Annotated in this window: 13 protein-coding genes; 4 read left to right on the top strand and 9 right to left on the bottom strand. The window is 68.5% G+C overall.

Translation table 11 applies throughout. From position 1 onward, the window contains the following. Positions 1-123: 123 nt before the first annotated feature. From B141_RS0108010 to B141_RS0108020, 3 genes are all read right to left on the bottom strand, one after another. The gene (locus tag B141_RS0108010) at positions 124-1,446 is read right to left on the bottom strand and encodes an MFS transporter (protein WP_020574638.1); all 1,323 of its coding nucleotides are present in this window, start codon (positions 1,444-1,446) and stop codon (positions 124-126) included. Between the two features lie 131 nt (positions 1,447-1,577). After that, positions 1,578-2,663, bottom strand: coding sequence for an inositol-3-phosphate synthase (locus B141_RS0108015; protein WP_020574639.1), 1,086 nt, complete (start codon positions 2,661-2,663; stop codon positions 1,578-1,580). 75 nt (positions 2,664-2,738) lie between these two features. Continuing rightward, positions 2,739-3,404: a PadR family transcriptional regulator gene (locus B141_RS0108020; RefSeq protein WP_020574640.1), complete on the bottom strand. Its 666-nt coding sequence runs from the start codon at positions 3,402-3,404 to the stop codon at positions 2,739-2,741. A gap of 334 nt (positions 3,405-3,738) precedes the next feature. Here B141_RS0108020 and B141_RS0108025 point away from each other — a divergent pair, with 334 nt between their 5' ends. The 4 genes from B141_RS0108025 to B141_RS51335 all read left to right on the top strand — a co-directional run bounded on the left by B141_RS0108025 (position 3,739) and on the right by B141_RS51335 (position 10,681). Beyond that, positions 3,739-4,155 (top strand): DUF5318 family protein, encoded by a 417-nt coding sequence (locus B141_RS0108025; protein WP_020574641.1) that lies wholly within the window; start codon positions 3,739-3,741, stop codon positions 4,153-4,155. 66 nt (positions 4,156-4,221) lie between these two features. Then, positions 4,222-6,543 carry a transglycosylase domain-containing protein gene (locus B141_RS39515; protein WP_020574642.1) on the top strand — a complete coding sequence of 774 codons (2,322 nt, stop codon included), beginning with the start codon at positions 4,222-4,224 and terminating at the stop codon, positions 6,541-6,543. A gap of 295 nt (positions 6,544-6,838) precedes the next feature. Then, positions 6,839-8,212, top strand: a complete 1,374-nt coding sequence (locus B141_RS39520; RefSeq protein ID WP_020574643.1) for a glycosyltransferase family 87 protein — start codon at positions 6,839-6,841, stop codon at positions 8,210-8,212. 156 nt (positions 8,213-8,368) lie between these two features. Continuing rightward, positions 8,369-10,681: a mannosyltransferase family protein gene (locus B141_RS51335; RefSeq protein WP_237742647.1), complete on the top strand. Its 2,313-nt coding sequence runs from the start codon at positions 8,369-8,371 to the stop codon at positions 10,679-10,681. A gap of 18 nt (positions 10,682-10,699) precedes the next feature. On the opposite strand, the gene tyrS is transcribed toward B141_RS51335, so the two are convergent. From tyrS to B141_RS0108070, 6 genes are all read right to left on the bottom strand, one after another. Next, the gene (gene tyrS, locus B141_RS0108045) at positions 10,700-11,950 is read right to left on the bottom strand and encodes a tyrosine--tRNA ligase (protein ID WP_020574645.1); all 1,251 of its coding nucleotides are present in this window, start codon (positions 11,948-11,950) and stop codon (positions 10,700-10,702) included. Between the two features lie 527 nt (positions 11,951-12,477). Continuing rightward, on the bottom strand, positions 12,478-13,083 hold the full coding sequence (locus tag B141_RS0108050) for a response regulator transcription factor (RefSeq protein ID WP_020574646.1): 606 nt from the start codon (positions 13,081-13,083) through the stop codon (positions 12,478-12,480). Next, positions 13,080-14,231: a sensor histidine kinase gene (locus B141_RS0108055; protein WP_020574647.1), complete on the bottom strand. Its 1,152-nt coding sequence runs from the start codon at positions 14,229-14,231 to the stop codon at positions 13,080-13,082. Before B141_RS0108055 ends, B141_RS0108050 begins: the two co-directional genes overlap by 4 nt. A 37-nt stretch (positions 14,232-14,268) precedes the next feature. Beyond that, entirely contained in the window at positions 14,269-15,102 is an 834-nt protein-coding gene (locus tag B141_RS0108060; protein ID WP_020574648.1) for a hypothetical protein, read from the bottom strand. Between the two features lie 414 nt (positions 15,103-15,516). Then, on the bottom strand, positions 15,517-16,581 hold the full coding sequence (locus B141_RS0108065) for an alanine racemase (protein WP_020574649.1): 1,065 nt from the start codon (positions 16,579-16,581) through the stop codon (positions 15,517-15,519). A gap of 9 nt (positions 16,582-16,590) precedes the next feature. Then, the gene (locus B141_RS0108070; RefSeq protein ID WP_020574650.1) at positions 16,591-17,718 is read right to left on the bottom strand and encodes a lipid II:glycine glycyltransferase FemX; all 1,128 of its coding nucleotides are present in this window, start codon (positions 17,716-17,718) and stop codon (positions 16,591-16,593) included. Positions 17,719-17,793: the final 75 nt, after the last annotated feature.

Genomic DNA, 17,793 nt, shown 5'->3' on the forward strand with positions numbered 1-17,793 from the left:
TCGAAGATCGCTCGCCTGCTGCCGGACATCACGTGGCAAATGCCCAAGCTTTTCGCTACGGCAAACCTCGCCGGCCGAGGCTTCTCGGTGGCCGGCAGTCACCGACATATGGGTTGGAAACGGTTACGGCAGCCGGGAGCTCTCGGGATAGGCCCGGGGTTGTGGGCGGGGCCAGATCCCAGTGAGCCGGGCGTACACCGCCGCCGCACCAATGTAGGTGGCCGAGGAAAGCGCGAGGATGGCGTACGACCGGCCGGTCGGTGGGAGGGTCACGGCGGCGAAGGCGGCCGCCCCCACGAAGACGACGTTGAAGATCACGTCATAGAAGGAGAAGACCCGTCCCCGATAGACGTCGTCGACGTTCTCCTGGACGAGGGTGTCGACGCAGATCTTGATGCCCTGCGCCGCGAGCCCGAGCACGAAGGCCGCGACGAGCATGCTCGGCTCCGTGTAGAACGCGCCCGGCACCAGCAGCGCGAACGCCGCCGCCATGAACAACAGGACGATCCAGGTCTCCTTACGCATCCGGCGTACGGCGATCGGCGTCAGCAGCGCCGCGGCGCCGAAACCCAGCCCGGAGGCGAGCACCGTCGTCGCGATCCCGGCGAGTGCGGCGGAGGGATCGGTGGGCTCGAAGTAGTTGCGGTACAACAGGATGGTCGCGACAAGTTGGACGCTGTAGAAGAACCTCTGGACTCCGATCGCGGCGAGCCCGAGTGTCGCCGGCCGGCGCGAGAGCACGTGCCGGCCGCCGTCGACCAGGCCGCGGAAGACGTGGTGGACGGCTTCCCGCACCGCCTGTTTGGCACTGGCCAGATCGGGTCCGAGGAGTGTCCGCGGGATCCGGAGGGCGAGAAGCGCCCCACCCAGGTATCCCAGGGCGGCGACCAGGAGGACGAACGTCTCGGCATTGGTGGCGGCGCCTTGGCTGAGCGCCGCGACGCTTGACCCGGCAACGAGCCCAATGAGGTACGCCAGGGTCCCGCAGGTCGGCGACACGGCGTTCGCCATCACGAGCCGTTCGGTGGGCACCACGTGCGGAAGGGCCGCCGACAGCGCGGCCAGCAAGAATCGGTTGACAGACAGGCAGGCCAGGATGAGGGCGAAGAAGCCCGGACCGTCATTGCCGCGGGCGACGAAGAACACGACTGCCAGGACGAGTGCCGCCCGGATGAGGTTCGACCCCAGGAGCACCTGGCGGCGCGACCAGCGGTCGAGGAGGACGCCGCAGAACGGCCCCAGAAGCGAGAAGGGGAGTAGCAGGATGGCGAATCCCGCCGCGATCCCGCCGGCGGTCGGCTGACGTTCAGGAGAAAACAGGACGTACGACGCGAGCGCGACCTGAAAGATGCCGTCTGAGAACTGCGACACCAGGCGGACGGAGAACAACCGCCGGAAATAGCGGTAGCCCACAAGGAGCGTACGGACATCGATCAGGAACTGCACTTCTGCAGGCTAGTCGCTGGTCTGGTCCGCTACTGGCAGTGGCGGGCTATCCGGCGGAGTTGACTCGGGCGCACCCTTGTGCGGATCTTTTGATCAAAGGTGCCCCGAGCCAACAAACCGGCGTCACACGCTCAGCGCTCGACCTCTCCGCTGATGAACTTCTCTACAAGGTCGCGCGCCTGGTCGTCGGAGTACTGAATCGGCGGACTCTTCATGAAGTACGACGAGGCGGACAGAATGGGCCCACCGATCCCGCGGTCCTTCGCGATCTTGGCGGCCCGGATCGCGTCGATGATGATGCCGGCCGAGTTGGGAGAGTCCCAGACCTCCAGCTTGTATTCGAGGCTGAGCGGCACGTCACCAAAGGCGCGGCCCTCGAGCCGGACGTACGCCCATTTCCTGTCGTCCAACCACGGCACGTGATCGCTCGGGCCGACATGGACGTTCCGCTTCTCGAGTTCATGCGGAATCTGCGAGGTGACCGACTGGGTCTTGGAGATCTTCTTGGATTCCAGGCGGTCACGCTCGAGCATGTTCATGAAATCCATGTTGCCGCCGAAGTTGAGTTGGTACGTCCGCTCGACGACGACCCCGCGGTCCTCGAACAGCTTCGACAACACCCGGTGGGTGATCGTGGCGCCGACCTGACTCTTGATGTCGTCTCCCACGATGGGCAGGCCCGCGTCCTCGAACTTCTTCGCCCATTCCGGATCCGTCGCGATGAACACCGGAAGGGCGTTCACGAACGCGACCCCTGCGTCAAGGGCGCATTGCGCGTAGAACTTGTCGGCTTCCTCCGACCCCACCGGCAGGTAGGAGACGAGCACGTCCGCATTTGTGTCCTTCAGGATCTGGACGACATTGACTGGTTCCGCGTCGGATTCGGTGATGGTCTCGCGGTAGTACTTCCCGAGTCCGTCAAAGGTGTGCCCACGCTGAACGATGACGTTCGTGGGCGGGACGTCGCAGATCTTGATGGTGTTGTTCTCGCTGGCGACGGTCGCGTCGGCGAGATCCTGTCCGACCTTCTTGGCGTCGACGTCGAAGGCGGCGACGAATTCTACGTCGCGTACGTGATACGGGCCGAACTGAACGTGCATGAGGCCGGGCACCTTCTGGGTGGGGTCGGCGTCCCGGTAATAGTGCACGCCCTGAATCAATGAGGTCGCGCAGTTTCCGACTCCGACGATGGCGACCCGTACCGTTTGGGAACCCATTCGGACATCTCCTTTGGTGAAGCCGGCGCGATGCCGGTCCAGCCTTTTCTGGATCCGACTCGCGCTCGGACGTGATCAGGTGGGATTCGGCTTCCTGAACTTCGATCTGCTGGTCGCGCGTGGTTCTTCACCCGGACCGGCGAGGGTTCGCCGTGCACCCTTGGTGGTCCGTTTGCCCCCACCGGCGGGTGGTTTCACATCGCCGTGCCGTTCTGATGCGATCAGACCGCTGAGCCAGTCGACTTCCCGCTCGACCGATTCGAGGCCGTGCCGTTGGAGTTCGAGGGCGTAGGCGTCCAGTCGTTCCTGCGTGCGCTGGAGTTGGGTGCGTACGCGGTCGAGTCGCTCCTCGAGCCGGCGGCGCCTCCCCTCGAGGATCCGCAGGCGGACGGCCGCGTCTGTGCGGGCGAAGAACGCGAAGTGGACGCCGAAGTTGTCGTCCTCCCAGGCGGAGGGGCCGCCCTCGTCGAGGAGTTCGGCGAACCGCCGCCTGCCTTCGGGTGAGAGCCGGTAGACGATCTTGGCTCGCCGGAGCGGCGGCGTGCCCGCGGCCGGCGCGTCGTCAGAGATCCAGCCCTCGGCCAGCATCGTCTTCAGGCACGGGTACAGCGAGCCGTATGACAGGGCACGCCCCCACCCGAAGGCGGAGTTGAGCCGTTTGCGGAGTTCGTAGCCGTGCATGGGTGCCTCGTGAAGCAGGCCGAGCACGGCCAGTTCAAGGACACCGCTCCTGCGTGCCATGCCTCACCTGCCCACAAATCGCCCTGCCGACCTCGGGCCCCTGTCGGCGGCCCCGAGGCGGGTTGGTTGGCCGGGTCTCTATCGCTTCGATATATCGAACCGATACATCGAAGCGATATGTGAGGACGATAGGTCGCGAAGCGTGCGGGACGCAAGACCCCCGAGCAGGCCGCCAGGTCCTCGCGCTGGGTTCCGTTCTGGGTCGGGGGCACCCTTGTCCAATAGAGCCGTACAGGGGCGCCCCCGACCCAGAACGGCTTTGGGCTGAGGGTTCTGATCCCTAGTGACGGGAGTGACCTTCTGCCTGTTGGCTAGACGTCGTACCCTCGTTGCCATGTGGTCCCAACGGTCGGTCGTCGACTACAGCTTGCAGCGCAAGGCGACGCTGCGCGCGCTGTACGGCGGCCATGCGACCGTGATGGAGGACGTCTGTGATGCTGACCCGTATCTCTTGCGGGCGGCGAAGTTTCACGGGGAACAGACCGACCGGGACTGCCCGGTCTGTCGCAAGGAGAGGCTGACGCACGTCACCTATGTCTTCGGTGACGAGCTCGGACAGTACTCCGGCCGGATTCGTCAGACCCCAGAGCTGGAGGCGATGGCGCGCGAGCACGGAGAGTTCCGTGTCTACGTCGTCGAGGTCTGTCAAAGCTGCGGGTGGAACCACCTCACCACGTCGTACGTCCTCGGTGATGGCACGCCGCGACGACCCCCACGTCGACAGCGAACGGTGGAGGACGAATACTCATAGACCGGACACTTTGCCGTACCCGTCGGCAGCGCCGGTCGCTGCCGGCCGACCCCCTGGGACGACACTGTGACACGGACCCACCTGCGCGACGACGGTTCTGTGTACGCCGCCGCGCAAAGCAAGCGCCGACCCACTGACGGCTCGTACGCCCGACCGACCCGGCAGTACGCCAGGGGTTCCGTCGATGTCCTCGATGACACCCCCGCGTCGCGCCACGGTCCCCCGGGTCGGCGAGCGACGCGGGTCCGCCGACGCCGTCGTGGTCGACGATTCCTCTTCGGCCTGCTGATCACCCTGGTGGTGGTGCTGCTCGGCGGGGTCGCGGCGTTCGTCATCGGCTACGCCAAAACCCCGATCCCCGACCCCAACACGCTGGTGGACGCCAACACCACGACGTTGTATTACAGCGACGGCAAGAGCGTCCTGGGGTCCTTCCACGCCCAGAACCGCATCTCGGTGCCGCTCGACCAGGTGCCGAAGCCGGTGCAGGACGCGGTGCTCGCGGCGGAGAACCGCACGTTCTGGACTGACAAGGGTGTCTCGCCGTCCGGCATCCTCCGCGCGGTCTGGAACCAAGCGCGCGGTCAGTCGACGCAGGGTGGGTCCACGATCACCCAGCAGTACGTCAAGAACTACTACCTCACGCAGGACCAGACCTGGAGCCGCAAGCTCAAGGAGCTCTTCATCTCGCTGAAGGTCCAGCGCCAGCTCTCCAAGCAGGAGATCCTCCAGCACTACCTCAACACCAGCTACTTCGGGCGCGGCGCGCACGGCATCGAGGTGGCGGCCCAGTCCTACTTCGGCACGCATGTCCAAGACCTCACGCCCGAGCAGGCGGCGGTGCTGGCAGCGGTCCTCCGTGCCCCGTCCAACTACGACCCAGCCTCTGACCCGCAGAACGAGAAACGGCTCGAAGGCCGCTACCGCTACGTGCTGCGCGGCATGGCGGACCTCGGGAGTTTTGACCGGGCCGCGGCCGAGCAGGTGCCGCTGCCCAAGCTCAAGCCTGTCAACAGCAAGCAGGTCTACCGCGGGCCCGGTGGTTTCCTCCTCGTGCAGGTGCGCAAGGAGCTCCTGCGCCTCGGATACACCGAGCAGCAGATCGAAGCCGGTGGCCTGCAGGTCACCACGACGTACGACCCGAAGGCCCAGCGGGCCATGGAGAAGGCGTTCAAGGAGAACTTCCCGACCAAGAACGCCAAGGGCGTCCACGCTGGTGGCGCCGCGATCCGGCCCGGCACCGGCGAAGTCGTGGCGATGTACGGCGGACCCGACTACCTCGAGCGCCAGTTCAACGACGCGACGCAGGCCAAGCTCCAGCCGGGTTCGACGTTCAAGCCGTTCGCGCTCACCGCGGCGCTGGAGGACGGCATCTCCCTCAAGAGCCGGTTCTGGGGTAACACCCCGTACGAACTTCCCAACGGGGACAAGGTCAAGAACGAGTTCAACCGCGACTACGGGCGCTATGTCGACCTGATGCGCGCCACGCGCGACTCGATCAACACCGCGTACGTCGACCTCACCGTCAGCGCCATCAAGCCCGATGACGTCGTCGACGCCGCCGTGCGTGCCGGCGTCCCAGCGAACTCACCCGGCCTCGAAAAGCACGCGAAGGTCTCCCTCGGTTTCGCGTCCGTCTCCCCGATGGACATGGCGAACTCCTACGCGACGTTCGCGATCGGCGGCCAGCGTTCCTCCTGGCACGTCGTCGACAAGGTGATGACCCGAAGTGGGGAGGTCACCTACGAGGCCAAGCCGGCGATGAAGCGGGAGTTCGACAGCGACGTCATGCGGGACGTCAACTACGCCCTCCAGGACGTCATCCAGGGCGGCAGCGGGGAGAAGGAGGCCAAGAAGATCGGTCGGCCCGCCGCGGGCAAGACGGGTACGCACGAGGACCAGACCGCGTGGTTCGTCGGATACACCCCGCAGATGTCGGCCTCGGTCGCGTTCTACAAGGACGCTAACGGCGACGGCGTGAAGGAGTCGCTGGACGACGTGGGCGGCATGAACACCTTCTTCGGCGGTGGCTACCCCGCCAGGATCTGGACCGCGTTCATGGCTGAGGCGCTCGACGGTCAGCCGGTCCAGCAGTTCCCACCGCCGGCCAAGATTGGTACCGACGTCAACCCGGCGCCGACTCGTACCACCACGCCGACACCGACCCTTGGTCCCACGACGCCGGCCCCCCTGCCGACGACGCCCGAGCCGACGTTCACTCCGCAGCGGCCGCGGCCGAAGCCCACCTACACGCCGTTGCCACCAACGCCGGGACCGAGGCCCGGGCCGACCCGCACCAAGGATCCGAAGCCGCAGCCATCTCCGACCAGGACGAAGCCGTTCCCACGGTCGACCGACCTGCCCACGGCGCCACCGCCCCCGGGCTGAGCGAGGTCCTCCCCCCGCATGTCCGTAGGTTCCATTTCCGCCGGGATCGGGGAGGGGACCCCCGGCAGGTGCCGACAGAACGGCCCGGATAGGGCACGATGGGGCCCGGAACGGCGCGGACGGATCCATGCCACTGGCTGGAGCCGTCCGTGGGCGGACAGCTTGTACGACGAGAAGCGGCCGTGACACCCGGAGGCGTGGGGCCGAACCACGTCTGGGTGCGGCGGTGCGAACCAGAAGGCACGGAGGCGTGGTGACCAGGAGCCCGTCGCGGGACGATTCACTGGCCCGCGTAATGACCACGTGGCTCGGCGGTCCCATCGGCTACTACGCCCGCCTCAGCGCTTCCCGTTGGTCACCGCTCGCGGTCGTCATCCTGGTCACCACCGCGATGTTCGTCATCGGCGTGATCCAGAAGGCGCCGTGCCACATCGAAGGTTGGCCCCGCGAGACCGGGTACGCCTTCAGCCGGCTCTGCTACAGCGACGTGGCGTACCTCTACCGCGAGCGCGGCTTCGCTCAGGGCAGCATCGCCTACCTCGACAGCGGCAACTACCCCGCGCTCGAGTACCCCGTCCTGACCGGCCTCGTCATGCAGATCACCGCCTGGGTCACGCAGGCGTTCGGCAATGGCGCGGCCGTCGCCGAGAGTGTGCTCTTCTTCGACCTCACCGTCGTCGTGCTGTTCCTGTTCGCCCTGCTCGCCGTGTGGTCGCTGAGCCGGATCGCCCCGCATCGCCCGTACGACGCGATGTTCTTCGCGGCGGCGCCGACCCTCGCCCTTGCCGGCACGATCAACTGGGATCTCGTGGCGGTCGCGCTCACCGCCTGCGCCCTTCTGACCTGGTCACGGTCCCGGCCATTCGCCACCGGTGTCCTGATCGGTCTCGGAGCGGCGGCGAAGTTCTATCCGCTGTTGCTGCTCGGACCCCTGCTCGTGCTGGCACTGCGGTCGGGGAAGCTGCGCCTGTGGGGGGTCACGATGCTCTCCGCCAGCGCCGCCTGGCTCGCGGTCAACCTGCCGTTGATCGTCCTGGCGCAGGACAGCTGGAAGGTGTTCTGGTCGTTCAACACCGGCCGCGACGGCGACTTCGGCTCGATCTGGTACGTCCTCAAGCTCGCGGAGCATCCGGTGCCCGGGGTCAACGCGGTGTCGCTCGGCCTCTTCGCACTGGCCTGCCTCGGGATCGCAAGCCTGGCCATCCTGGCACCCAGGCGACCCCGGCTCGCGTCGCTCGTGTTCCTGACCGTTGCCGCGTTCCTGCTGGTCAACAAGGTGTACTCGCCGCAGTACGTCCTGTGGCTCCTGCCGTTCGTGGCCCTCGCCCGCCCTCGGTGGCGGGACTGGGCGGTGTGGCAGGTCGGCGAGTTGATCTACTGGGTGGCAATCTGGCTCCACCTGGCCGGCATCCTGGCGCCGGCCAACGACGCGCCTGACCGCCTCTACTGGGCGGCGGTTGGTATCCGGATCGCGGCCACGCTCTACCTGTGCGCGGTCGTCGTTCGCGACATCCTCGTTCCGTCGGCAGACGTGGTCCGCGAGCGCGGACTCGTCGACGATCCGACCGGCGGTCCGTTCGACCAGGCGGCTGACGCCCGTTGGTGCCGGCGACTCCTCGGTGCCCGTCGGCCGGGTCGGCCACCCCTGCAGGAGGGCGTGACGCCATGAGCAAGCGCAGCGCGCGAATCATCAAACACAGCGCCATTGGTGCCTCATGCGCGCCCGCAGCGAAGCGAGGACGGGCATGAGCGAGCGCAGCGCGCGAATCATCAGACACAGCGCCATTGGTGCCTCATGCGCGCCCGCAGCGAAGCGAGGACGGGCATGAGCAAGAGACGCAGATGGGGTACGGAACCACCTCCTGAGGAGCCCGATCGGCGAGATCCTCCTCAGACGTGGGGCGAGGACCAGCTGCCAAGCGTCCGCGCCCGGCGCAGAGGGGACCTTCCCAGCTGGGGCGACGTACCCCCGTCGCCCGATCCGCGCCCAGCAGTCGAGCCGCCGCCCGCTGGCCGGCGCGGATACGTCGACCCGGGGTTGTCCGACCACACAGCGGTTTGGCCGGGAGCCCCCGTCCCGCCGGACAGAACGCCGGCGGACCCGGGCACGTCGCCCGCTCAACCTTCGACAGGCTGGCCGGACTCGGGGGATCAGACCACCGCCCGGGGCCAGCAACCCAGCTGGGACACCGGAGCCGCGTGGGGCAGCCGTCCGGCATCCGACCCGACCACGGGGCGCCCGTCCACCGGGCGCCAGCCCGCGCGGGAGGAACCCTCCTCGTGGGAAGCCGATGCACGGTGGCCGCACGCGTCCCCGCTCCGAGACGAGACGGCGGCCTTCACCGATCCGACCCGCGGCGTCGACCCGTCACAGCCGGGCGGGCCGGCCTGGGGAAATCCCGCGTCGCCCCGCGAAAGCACCGGCCGGCATGCCGTTCCACCCGAGTGGTCAGCTGAGCAGACCTGGTCCAGCGATGCACTGGGTTCCCGGACGCCCACGACCGGACCCGTCACCGACACCGGCTGGTACGGCGCGAACGACGTGGAGGCGGCTGATCGGGGTACCTGGACCACATCCCATCGCGAGGCCGCCGACGATCCCGTGACGAGGACCAGCACCGGGTGGTCGGGTCCGGGTTCGCTGGGGTACGACGAGGCCGACGCGAACGCCGACTGGCGGCAGGGGCCCCAGTCGGCTGACGATAACCGGCGGTGGGACGACACGCAGAGCTGGCGGGACCTCACCATCACGGATCCGCCGAATACCGCTGCCTCCGGTGCGCAGGCAGCGCCGGAGCCCCCGATGCCGCCTGGCCTCGCGCCGCTTGCGGCTGATCTCGCGCTGCCGACACCGACACCAACCCCTGGCCAGGGCATCCCGGGCGAGGGTGGTGGCGCCGGTACGGCCATGCAAACCCGCGGCGCCGCCTTCCCCGACACCGATCCCAGCACCGCCCGCGCAGGCTCAGCCACTCCAGTACCCCCGACCGGGCTGTGGTCCCGACTGCCGTCCTGGGCACGGCTGAGCCGGAATGACCTCGAGGTCCTCGCGTGGTGGACGTTCACCAGGATCGGGATCCTCCTGGTGGCACTCGCCGGTCCGTGGCTCTTCCTCACTGAGAGTAAGGTTCCGGGCTTCCTCGACCGTTGGCAGCAGTGGGACTTCTGGCACTTCGACCGGATCGCCACCCACGGCTACTTCGCCAAGGGCTGGGACACCCCGGTCGAGGCGTTCTTCCCGGGCTTTCCAGCGTTGCTGTCCGTGGGCCACGCGATCGGCCTGCCGACGGCGGTGGCCGGACTCTGCGTGTCGTTCGTCGCCGGTGCGATCGCCGCGATCGCCCTGGGACGGCTCGCGGACGCCGAGTGGGGCCAGGGTGCCGGCCGCCGGGCCGCCGCCATGTGGATGCTCGCACCGCCGGCGATCTTTCTCGCGGCGCCGTACACCGAGTCGTTGTTCCTCGGGTTCGCGATCCCGGCCTGGCTGGCTGCCCGCCGCGGACACTGGTGGGTCGCTGGGCTGCTCGCCGCGGGCGCGTCGACGGTCCGGGTTTCGGGTGTGTTCCTGATCGCCGCGCTGGTTGTGGAGTTCCTGACGTCCCGCAAGCGTCGTGACTGGGTGCAGGGTGCCTGGCTCGCGCTCCCGCTCGTGCCGCTTCTCGGCTACATGGCATACCTTCGCGTCAACACCGGCGACTGGATGCGGTGGTACCACGCGCAGTCGCAGGAGTGGTACCGCGGCGCGACGTTCCCCGTCGAATCGCTGCTCAACACGGTGGACGCCGCGACCGGCCAGACCACCTTCGGAGACGTGAGCGAGGCCGTACGGGCGAACTGGGAGTGGATGTTCCGCGCCGAACTGGTCGCGATGCTCGTCGGCCTGGTGGTCACCGTGACCCTGCTCGCGTTGCAACGCTGGGGCGAGGCCACCTGGGTGGGCATCCAGGTGATCGCGTTTTCGACGTCGTACTGGTTCTTCTCCGTACCCCGGGCGACTCTCCTCTGGTTTCCGCTGTGGATGGGACTCGCCGCGCTGGCGGTGCGCTGGACCTGGGTATGGCGGATCTACCTCGTGCTCGCCGTGCCGTTATTCGGAGTGTGGGCGGCGGCGTACCTCACCGGACGATGGTCTGGCTGAGCCCCGAACCCGGTCCTCCTACGTCTCCGGCACCTGCGTCTCGGCCCCGGCCGTCCGTAGCCGGAAGAAACCCCGGCGCCCGACGCGGAGCAGCTCCCCGTCAACAGGCTCGAGAACGCCGTCCGGGTCAGACAGGACCCGCTCACCGAGCCGGACGGCGTTCTCCAGCACGAGGCGGCGGGCCGCACTCCGGCTGGCTGACGGCCGGGCCCGGCAGACGAGGTCGAGCACGGTCACCCGGGGCGTGGTGAGGACGAGGTCGGGCACGTCCGTGGGCTCGCGCCGCTCGGAGAACGTCGCCAGGAACCACTCGCGCTCCTCATCCGCCCGCTCGGCGCCGTGGTAGCGGGCGACGACCGCGTGGGCGAGACCGAGCTTGGCGTCCCGGACCGCACGGCCGCCGCGCTCCAAGGCCTGCCGGGCGTCCTCGACCATCGCGTCCGGGAGCGTCGTGTAGACCTCGAGGTACTCCGGCGTGAGCGTGTCCGGGAGCCGCGTCAGCTTGCCGAACTTCTCCCGCGGCGGATCCGTGAGCGCGACGTAGTTGCCGAGGCTCTTGGACTGCTTCTCGCGGCCGTCGGTCCCGGGCGTGATCTTGGTGGTGATCACCACCTGCGGCGGCGCGCCGAGGCGCTGCTGGTAGTGCCGGCCGAGCATCTCGTTGAACAGCTGGTCGCTGCCGACGATGGTGAGGTCGGAGCGTACGGCGTAGGAGTCGTAGCCCTGCAGGACGGGGTAGCACAGCTCGTGCATCGCGATCTCGCGCCCGGCCGCGATCCGGCGGCGGAACATGTCCCGGGCGAGCAGTTGCGCGTGGGTGACGTGGGAGAGGAGTTCGAGCATCCCGGTCGTGGTGAGGCCGGCGTACCACTCGGAGTTCCGGCGTACCTCGAACACCGCGGGATCGGTGCGAAGCACCAGTCCCACCTGCTCGACGAACGCGGCCGCGTTGCGCTCGATCTCCTCGGGTGGGAGTACCGGGCGGCTCTCGGACCGGCCGGTCGGATCTCCGACCTGGGTCGTGACGTCGCCCAGCAGGAAGACGACCTTGTGGCCGGCGTCCTGCAGGCGCCGCATCAGCCACAGGTTGACCGCGTGCCCGAGATGGAGGAACGGCGCGGTGCAGTCGACGCCGTACTTCACTCGGAGTGGGCGGCCGCCGGCCAGCAGGGCGGAGAGTTCGGAGGCACCGACGACCTGGTCCGTGGTGCGTGCGAGGTCGGCGAAGAGGTGGGCAGCAGCGTCGTCGGACAGCTGGATGGCAGACATGTTCGGGAAAATCCTTCGGAGGAGAGCAGCGGAGCCGCCCGACAGCGGGCAGCACTGAAACCGGCGCGGTTAGCGCCGATATCGCCACTCGGTCCCGAACATGCCCGGGACACTAGCGCACCGACAGTGGATCCGCCACGCCTTCACCGTGTTCACCGGACCAGCCTCGTCCCTTGACCGGGGCGCATGGGCTGACTGACATTCAAGGAAGTGTTGGCTGCGCTGGTAGCTGAGACCGGGCAAGTTGCGCCGCGGTGGCGATTGCCTCAGTGGTGTAGCTCTTGACCAAAATGGTGACGATGTGTTCTTTGCCCGACTTGGCTGGAGACGGACCGGTGCGTCTCCAGCCAGGTCGGACGCTTCCAAAAGATCGAGCCGTGGGTTCAGTCCAGCGTCGGCGAGGTGGGCCATGGCCGCATCCAGCAACTCTCGATCTGACATAGCGTCCACTGCACAGCGACGTTCACTAAAAATGAACACCTCGGAAAGTGAACGCCCAAGCGGGTCCGTCGACCATCACGAAGGGCTCAGAGCCAGTCGTTGTCACGGGCGACGCGGAACGCCTCGGCGCGGCTGGCGACGCCGAGCTTGGCCACCACCGCCGACAGGTGGTTGCGCACGGTCCCGGGGGACAGGTTGGTACGCCGGGCGATCACCGCGACCGGCGTGTCGAACTCCGCGAGCCTCAGCACCTCCAGCTCACGCGGGGTCAGCGGGCAGGGCGGCGCGGTCAGAGCATCGGCGGCGAGTGCCGGGTCGACGTACCTGCTGCCGCCGTACACCCGGCGGATCACGTCGGCAAGCGTGCCACCCGGTGAGCCCTTGGGCAGGAAGCCCTTCGCCCCCGCGGTGAGAGCCTGCTGCAGGTGCGGTGGCCGGCCGCGGCCGGTGAGGATCACCACCGCGCACGACGGGAGTGCGCGCGCAAGCTCGGCGGTGACCTCCAGCCCGTCGAGTCCGGGCATCTGCAGGTCGACGACCGCGACGTCTGGCCGGTGGGCGCGGGCAGCCTCGACCGCGCCCACGCCGTCCGCCGTACGAGCGACAACTTCCAGGTCCTCCTCGAGGTCGAGGAGAGCGGCCAGTGCGTCGCGGATGAGTTCCTCGTCGTCCGCGAGCAGGACCCTGATCACGATGCCGGCACCGTGATCTCGAGCGTGAACACATCGCCGGCCAGGTGGGTATGCAGTGTTCCGCCCACCCCGGCCAGCCGTTCCGCGGCCCCGCGCAACCCGGAACTCCGGTCGTCGGAGGCGGCTGCCCGCGCGCCATCGTTCGCGATGGTCATGCGTACCTCCCTAGTGGTGTCCTGGCTGAGCTCGATCGTGCACCATCCGGCTGTGCTGTGTCGCAGGACGTTGGTACAGCCTTCCCGCAGGGCCAGAGCGAGCTGCGTGGCCGACTCGGCCGGCAGGTCCACCGCGGCGCGCCGGACCGTGCAGCGAATCCCCGCATCCCGCAGCACACCCTCCACCGCGAGGAGTTGGTCACCCAGGTCGACTGCCCGGTAGCCGTGCACGGCCTCGCGTACCTCCGCCAGCGCGGCGACAGACAAGCTCTGCACCTCGGCGGCCTCCCGCGCGGAGCGTTCGGGATCGACGCCGCTGAGCCGTGCGGCGAGTTCGGCCTTGAGCGCGATCACGGCCAGCCGATGACCGAGGAGGTCGTGGACATCGCGGGCGAACCTGAGGCGTTCCTCCGTGACCGCGAGCCGGGCCAGGGCCTCCCGCCCGGCTCTGGCCTGCAGGAGCAGGTTCCAGAGCCGGAGGGGCAGCATGATCATGCCGACGATGGAGCCGCCCACGGAGGCGGCGATCAGACCGTGCACCAGGGGCGACCCGCCAGTCACTGCGCCCACGAGGACTGCCACCAGTACGGCCCCGCCGGCCCCGACCCAGCGGGCGTACCCCGCCAGTAGGAGCGGGGCGAACCCCGCGGTCGCACCTCCGATCCAGGCCCAGGTGTACCAATCATCCGGGCCGACGGGTGCCACCAGGACGATCGAGAGTACGGATGCCAGGGCGAACCCGCCCGCGAGCAGGCGGCGGTTCCGCTCGGGGACCGATGGCGTCGCTACGGTGTGGAGGATGGACGCGTACGAGACCGCGAGGATCAGGACGCCGACCACGCCGAGCCACTGGTGTACCGCATGTGGCTCGTCAATCAGCGCGACCGTCGGCACAATCAGGCAGCCACCCCAGAGCACCCCGACCGACGCGAGGATGGCCCGTCGCGCGCCACGCACCCGCGGATCGTCGGTCGTGTCGAGGTCCACCGTCACCCGCCGATGCTAAGGCGCCGTGGCACGGCCACGACCATCACCAGAACAGCACGATGGTGACGGCGATGACCAGGTCGAAGACGGCACACCACTCCGACCACCAGCGAGGAACCACCGCGTCGGCCCGGTGGTGCGCGAAGTCCCACACCGAGTGGAAGCCCCACCCGGCGGCGATCACCAACGCGGCCGTCGAGGGATCGGCGTTCGCCGCGATCACCGCCAGCACGAGGTAGAGCGCGAGCCCGGCAAGTTGCAGCGCCAGCATCCGCGAATCCCGCAGCCGACCTCGTACGGCGCCGAAGAACAGGTACCCGGCCGGCAGCACCAGCAGAGCCCATGGCGGCGGCACGAATGGGGAGTGCCAGTTGTCGAGGGTTATGGCCAGCGCGATCCAGGTGGGAGCCCGGTGCCCGAGTACGCCGATGACCGGATGGACGGCGTGAGGCCTGTGGTGGTGGCGCGCGTACTTCCCACGATGCGCGAGCATCGCGACCGCCATCGCCGGCATCATCAGGGCGTGGCCGCCCATCAGGATGTGCTCGCCCGGGAAGATGCCGAGCCAGTACGGCACGATCAGCAGGAGGTACGGCACGAACATCGCCGCGCCCATCTCCACGATCCGGGCCCGGCCGTGCCCGCGGTAGAGCATCCACACCGTCATCGCCACGGTCATGTCGGTCGCCGCGACCAACCCCGCGAGGTCGGGCCGCTCCAGCGCCTGGTCGAGCCCGAGCCAGGTCAGGACGGCGTTCCAGATCGGTGCGAGCAGCACCATGCCCACGACCATCGCCACGATCATCTCGACGGCGTGGCGGAAGAAATGGCGCCAGCGCGGCGCCGCGGAAGGTTCTGCGATCAGCGGAAGAGTCATGCCACTGAGCCTCGGGCCGCTGACCCCCAAGCCCCATCCGCGTGGTGTCACGAATCATCCGTGCGTTTCGCACGGCTCACCCATGAGCCTTCCTCAAAACCCTTTGGCCCGGGAGCTGACGGCCGATTCAAGAAGAACTTGTCCAGCCTTCGCGGTTCCGGATCGCCGAAACGTCGCCGGAGCGGCGAGCCATGATCCTTTGAAGGGGCAGCCTCAGGTCTCACTTACCGGACAGCTTGAGCAGGTTCGAGACGCGCCCACTATGCGAGATCGCTCGCGAGTTGCGGCGACTTGGCGGAGGAGTTTCGGCGAAGAAGCCGAGACACCTCCGCCAAGTCGGCTCAGGCTCGGGCGGTTACATCACCAGGCCCCGGTCACATCGGTGTGTCCGGGAGTTCGTCCGAAGGTTGCGGGTCAGTCGAAGACGACCTGGTCGAACCTCGTAAGCCCCATGCCGACGTTGACCCGCAGCTCGGTGCCGACCTCGGGCGGAGCCACCGACGCGGGCAGGAACACCACACTGACCTGCATGTGCGGGGGTTCGGCGAACCACCGCCGCTGCCCCGCCACGGTGAACGGCGACAGTGCCCGGCCGGTGGCTTCGAGCCCGCTCGCAGCCAGGACCTTCGCCCGTGTTCGCAGGTCGGTGACGTGGCTCGGCGCCTCCAGGGCCACACCGTGTGCGGTGCCGCCACTCACGACGAGCAGGTAACCGTCACCAGGCACTCGCCGCTGCCGGTAACCGAACCGGTCGCCCCGGCGTACCGAATGGACGTCGAGCACATGCGCCCGCGCCTGATAGGCCTCCCGGTCAGACAGCCACAGCTTGGTGCCGATGCGGGGTCGGATGTCGATGGTGGGATGGCCGGAGCTCAGGGCCGCCAGCTCAGCGGGGGTGAGGTGGGAAACGAACAACCGGTCGAGCGGAGCGCCGGCCTCCTCGAGCAGGCGGATCCACGCCTCCACCTCCGCGCCGTGAGCGCCAGTGGTGGTGAGCGGCAGATGGAGTGCCCACCCCTCACACCGCACACCATCGAGCTGCTTGGTGATCATCGGGAGGTCCTCGGGTGGGAACCCGTGCCGCCGCATCGACGTGAACAGCTCGACGACGATCCGCGGCTTGCCCGGCCCGTCCGCCAGTGTCTGCAGGTCGGCCAGCCGGCTCACCGTGTGGATCAGCCGTGGGTCCTCGCCCGGTGGCGCGACTCCGAGGGCGGCGTTTCGCGCGACGTCGAACGTCCGGAACGGCACCAGCACGAGGAGGTCACCGGGGAACGCGTCAGACACCAGTGCGAGCTCGTCGTACGTGCCCACGGCCAGGGTGTCGGCCCCGAGTCGCGCGGCCTCGGCGGCGAGCAGCGCATGACCAAAGCCGTAGCCGCTGCCCTTCACTACCGTCACGACGCGAGGGTACGACGCGGCGGCCGCGGCGAGTTGGGTACGCCAGCGCTCGGTGTCGACGTGCAGGGTGAGTGCCATGGGTGTGTCCTACCCTCGACGACGCATGTACAAGTCGAACGCGGAGTAGAGGAGCCGGGAGATCGGCAGGTCCCACTCGCCGACGTACTCCACTGCCTCACCGCCGGTGCCGACCTTGAACTGCAGCAGCCCGATGTGTGGGTCGGATTCGTCGAGCGTGTCGGTGATGCCGCGAAGGTCGTACACCCGGGCACCCCCGGCCAGGGCGTCCCGCATCATCTGCCACTGGATGGCGTTGGACCCACGGACGTCCCGCTTGGCGGTCGACGAGGCGCCGTTTGAGTACCACACGTGGCTGCCCACCCGCACGGCCGTTGTCGCCGCGACGAGGTCGCCCTCGTGGTGGGCGAGGTAGAGCTGGATCCGGTCGGGGTCCTCGGCCGACAGCGCGCGGAACATCGACGTGAAGTACGACAGCGGTCGCGGCGTGAAGTGGTCGCGCTGCGCGGTGTGGACGTACAACTCGTGGAAGGCGGGGAGATCATCGGCGGTCCCGCGGGTCACCACGACGCCGGCCTTCGCGGCCTTCTTGATGTTGCGGCGCCACAGTTGGTTCATCCCGGCGAGCAGGGCGTCCTCGTCGCCGTCGAGGGGGAGCTGGAAGACGTGCCGTGGCTGGCCGGCGGCGAACCCGTTGGTGGTCTCGGCCGGTGGCCGCCAGCCCAGGGCGCGCAGCCGCTCCATCACCGCCGTGCCCGCCTGGTCGGTGTGGTCGGGCGGAACCTCTCCGAGCGTGCGGTAGGTCCCGGACGCGAGGGCCGCCTTGACGGTCGCGGCGGACCAGCGGCGGGTCACCACCGGCGCACCCATCCGGATCCCGAACCCGCCCTGCTTGCTGACGTGCTCAGTGAGGGGTCCGAGCCAGCGCCCGAGGTCAGGGTCGGACCAGTCGATCACCGGCCCCTCAGGCAGATAGGCGAGGGCACGGCGCATCTTGGGCAGCCGGCGGTACAACACCAGCCCGGCGCCGATCACCTTCTCGCCGCCGTCGGCATCATCGACCCAGCCGACCGACTCGGCCCGCCATTCCCTCTTGACCACCCCCCATGCGGGGGTCTGGAGGAAGCTGGCGGACTCCCGGGTGTCGAGGAACGCCAGATGCTCCTCGGGAGTGAGGGTACGAACGCGCAGGACCACGCACGCGAGGCTACCGGGCCTGGGCCCGGCTCGCGGCCGGCCCGGGCGGCTCGAGGGCTTCCGCCACTGACTCGT

This window comes from Actinopolymorpha alba DSM 45243 (genome assembly GCF_000373925.1).
Lineage (GTDB): Bacteria > Actinomycetota > Actinomycetes > Propionibacteriales > Actinopolymorphaceae > Actinopolymorpha > Actinopolymorpha alba.

Coding starts and splice junctions, on each gene's coding strand:
- B141_RS39520 (WP_020574643.1), top strand. CDS start 6,839: ATGACCACGTGGCTCGGCGGTCCCATCGGCTACTACGCCCGCCTCAGC.
- tyrS (WP_020574645.1), bottom strand. CDS start 11,950: ATGTCTGCCATCCAGCTGTCCGACGACGCTGCTGCCCACCTCTTCGCC.
- B141_RS0108060 (WP_020574648.1), bottom strand. CDS start 15,102: ATGACTCTTCCGCTGATCGCAGAACCTTCCGCGGCGCCGCGCTGGCGC.
- B141_RS0108015 (WP_020574639.1), bottom strand. CDS start 2,663: ATGGGTTCCCAAACGGTACGGGTCGCCATCGTCGGAGTCGGAAACTGC.
- B141_RS51335 (WP_237742647.1), top strand. CDS start 8,369: ATGAGCAAGAGACGCAGATGGGGTACGGAACCACCTCCTGAGGAGCCC.
- B141_RS0108020 (WP_020574640.1), bottom strand. CDS start 3,404: ATGGCACGCAGGAGCGGTGTCCTTGAACTGGCCGTGCTCGGCCTGCTT.
- B141_RS0108065 (WP_020574649.1), bottom strand. CDS start 16,581: ATGGCACTCACCCTGCACGTCGACACCGAGCGCTGGCGTACCCAACTC.
- B141_RS0108025 (WP_020574641.1), top strand. CDS start 3,739: ATGTGGTCCCAACGGTCGGTCGTCGACTACAGCTTGCAGCGCAAGGCG.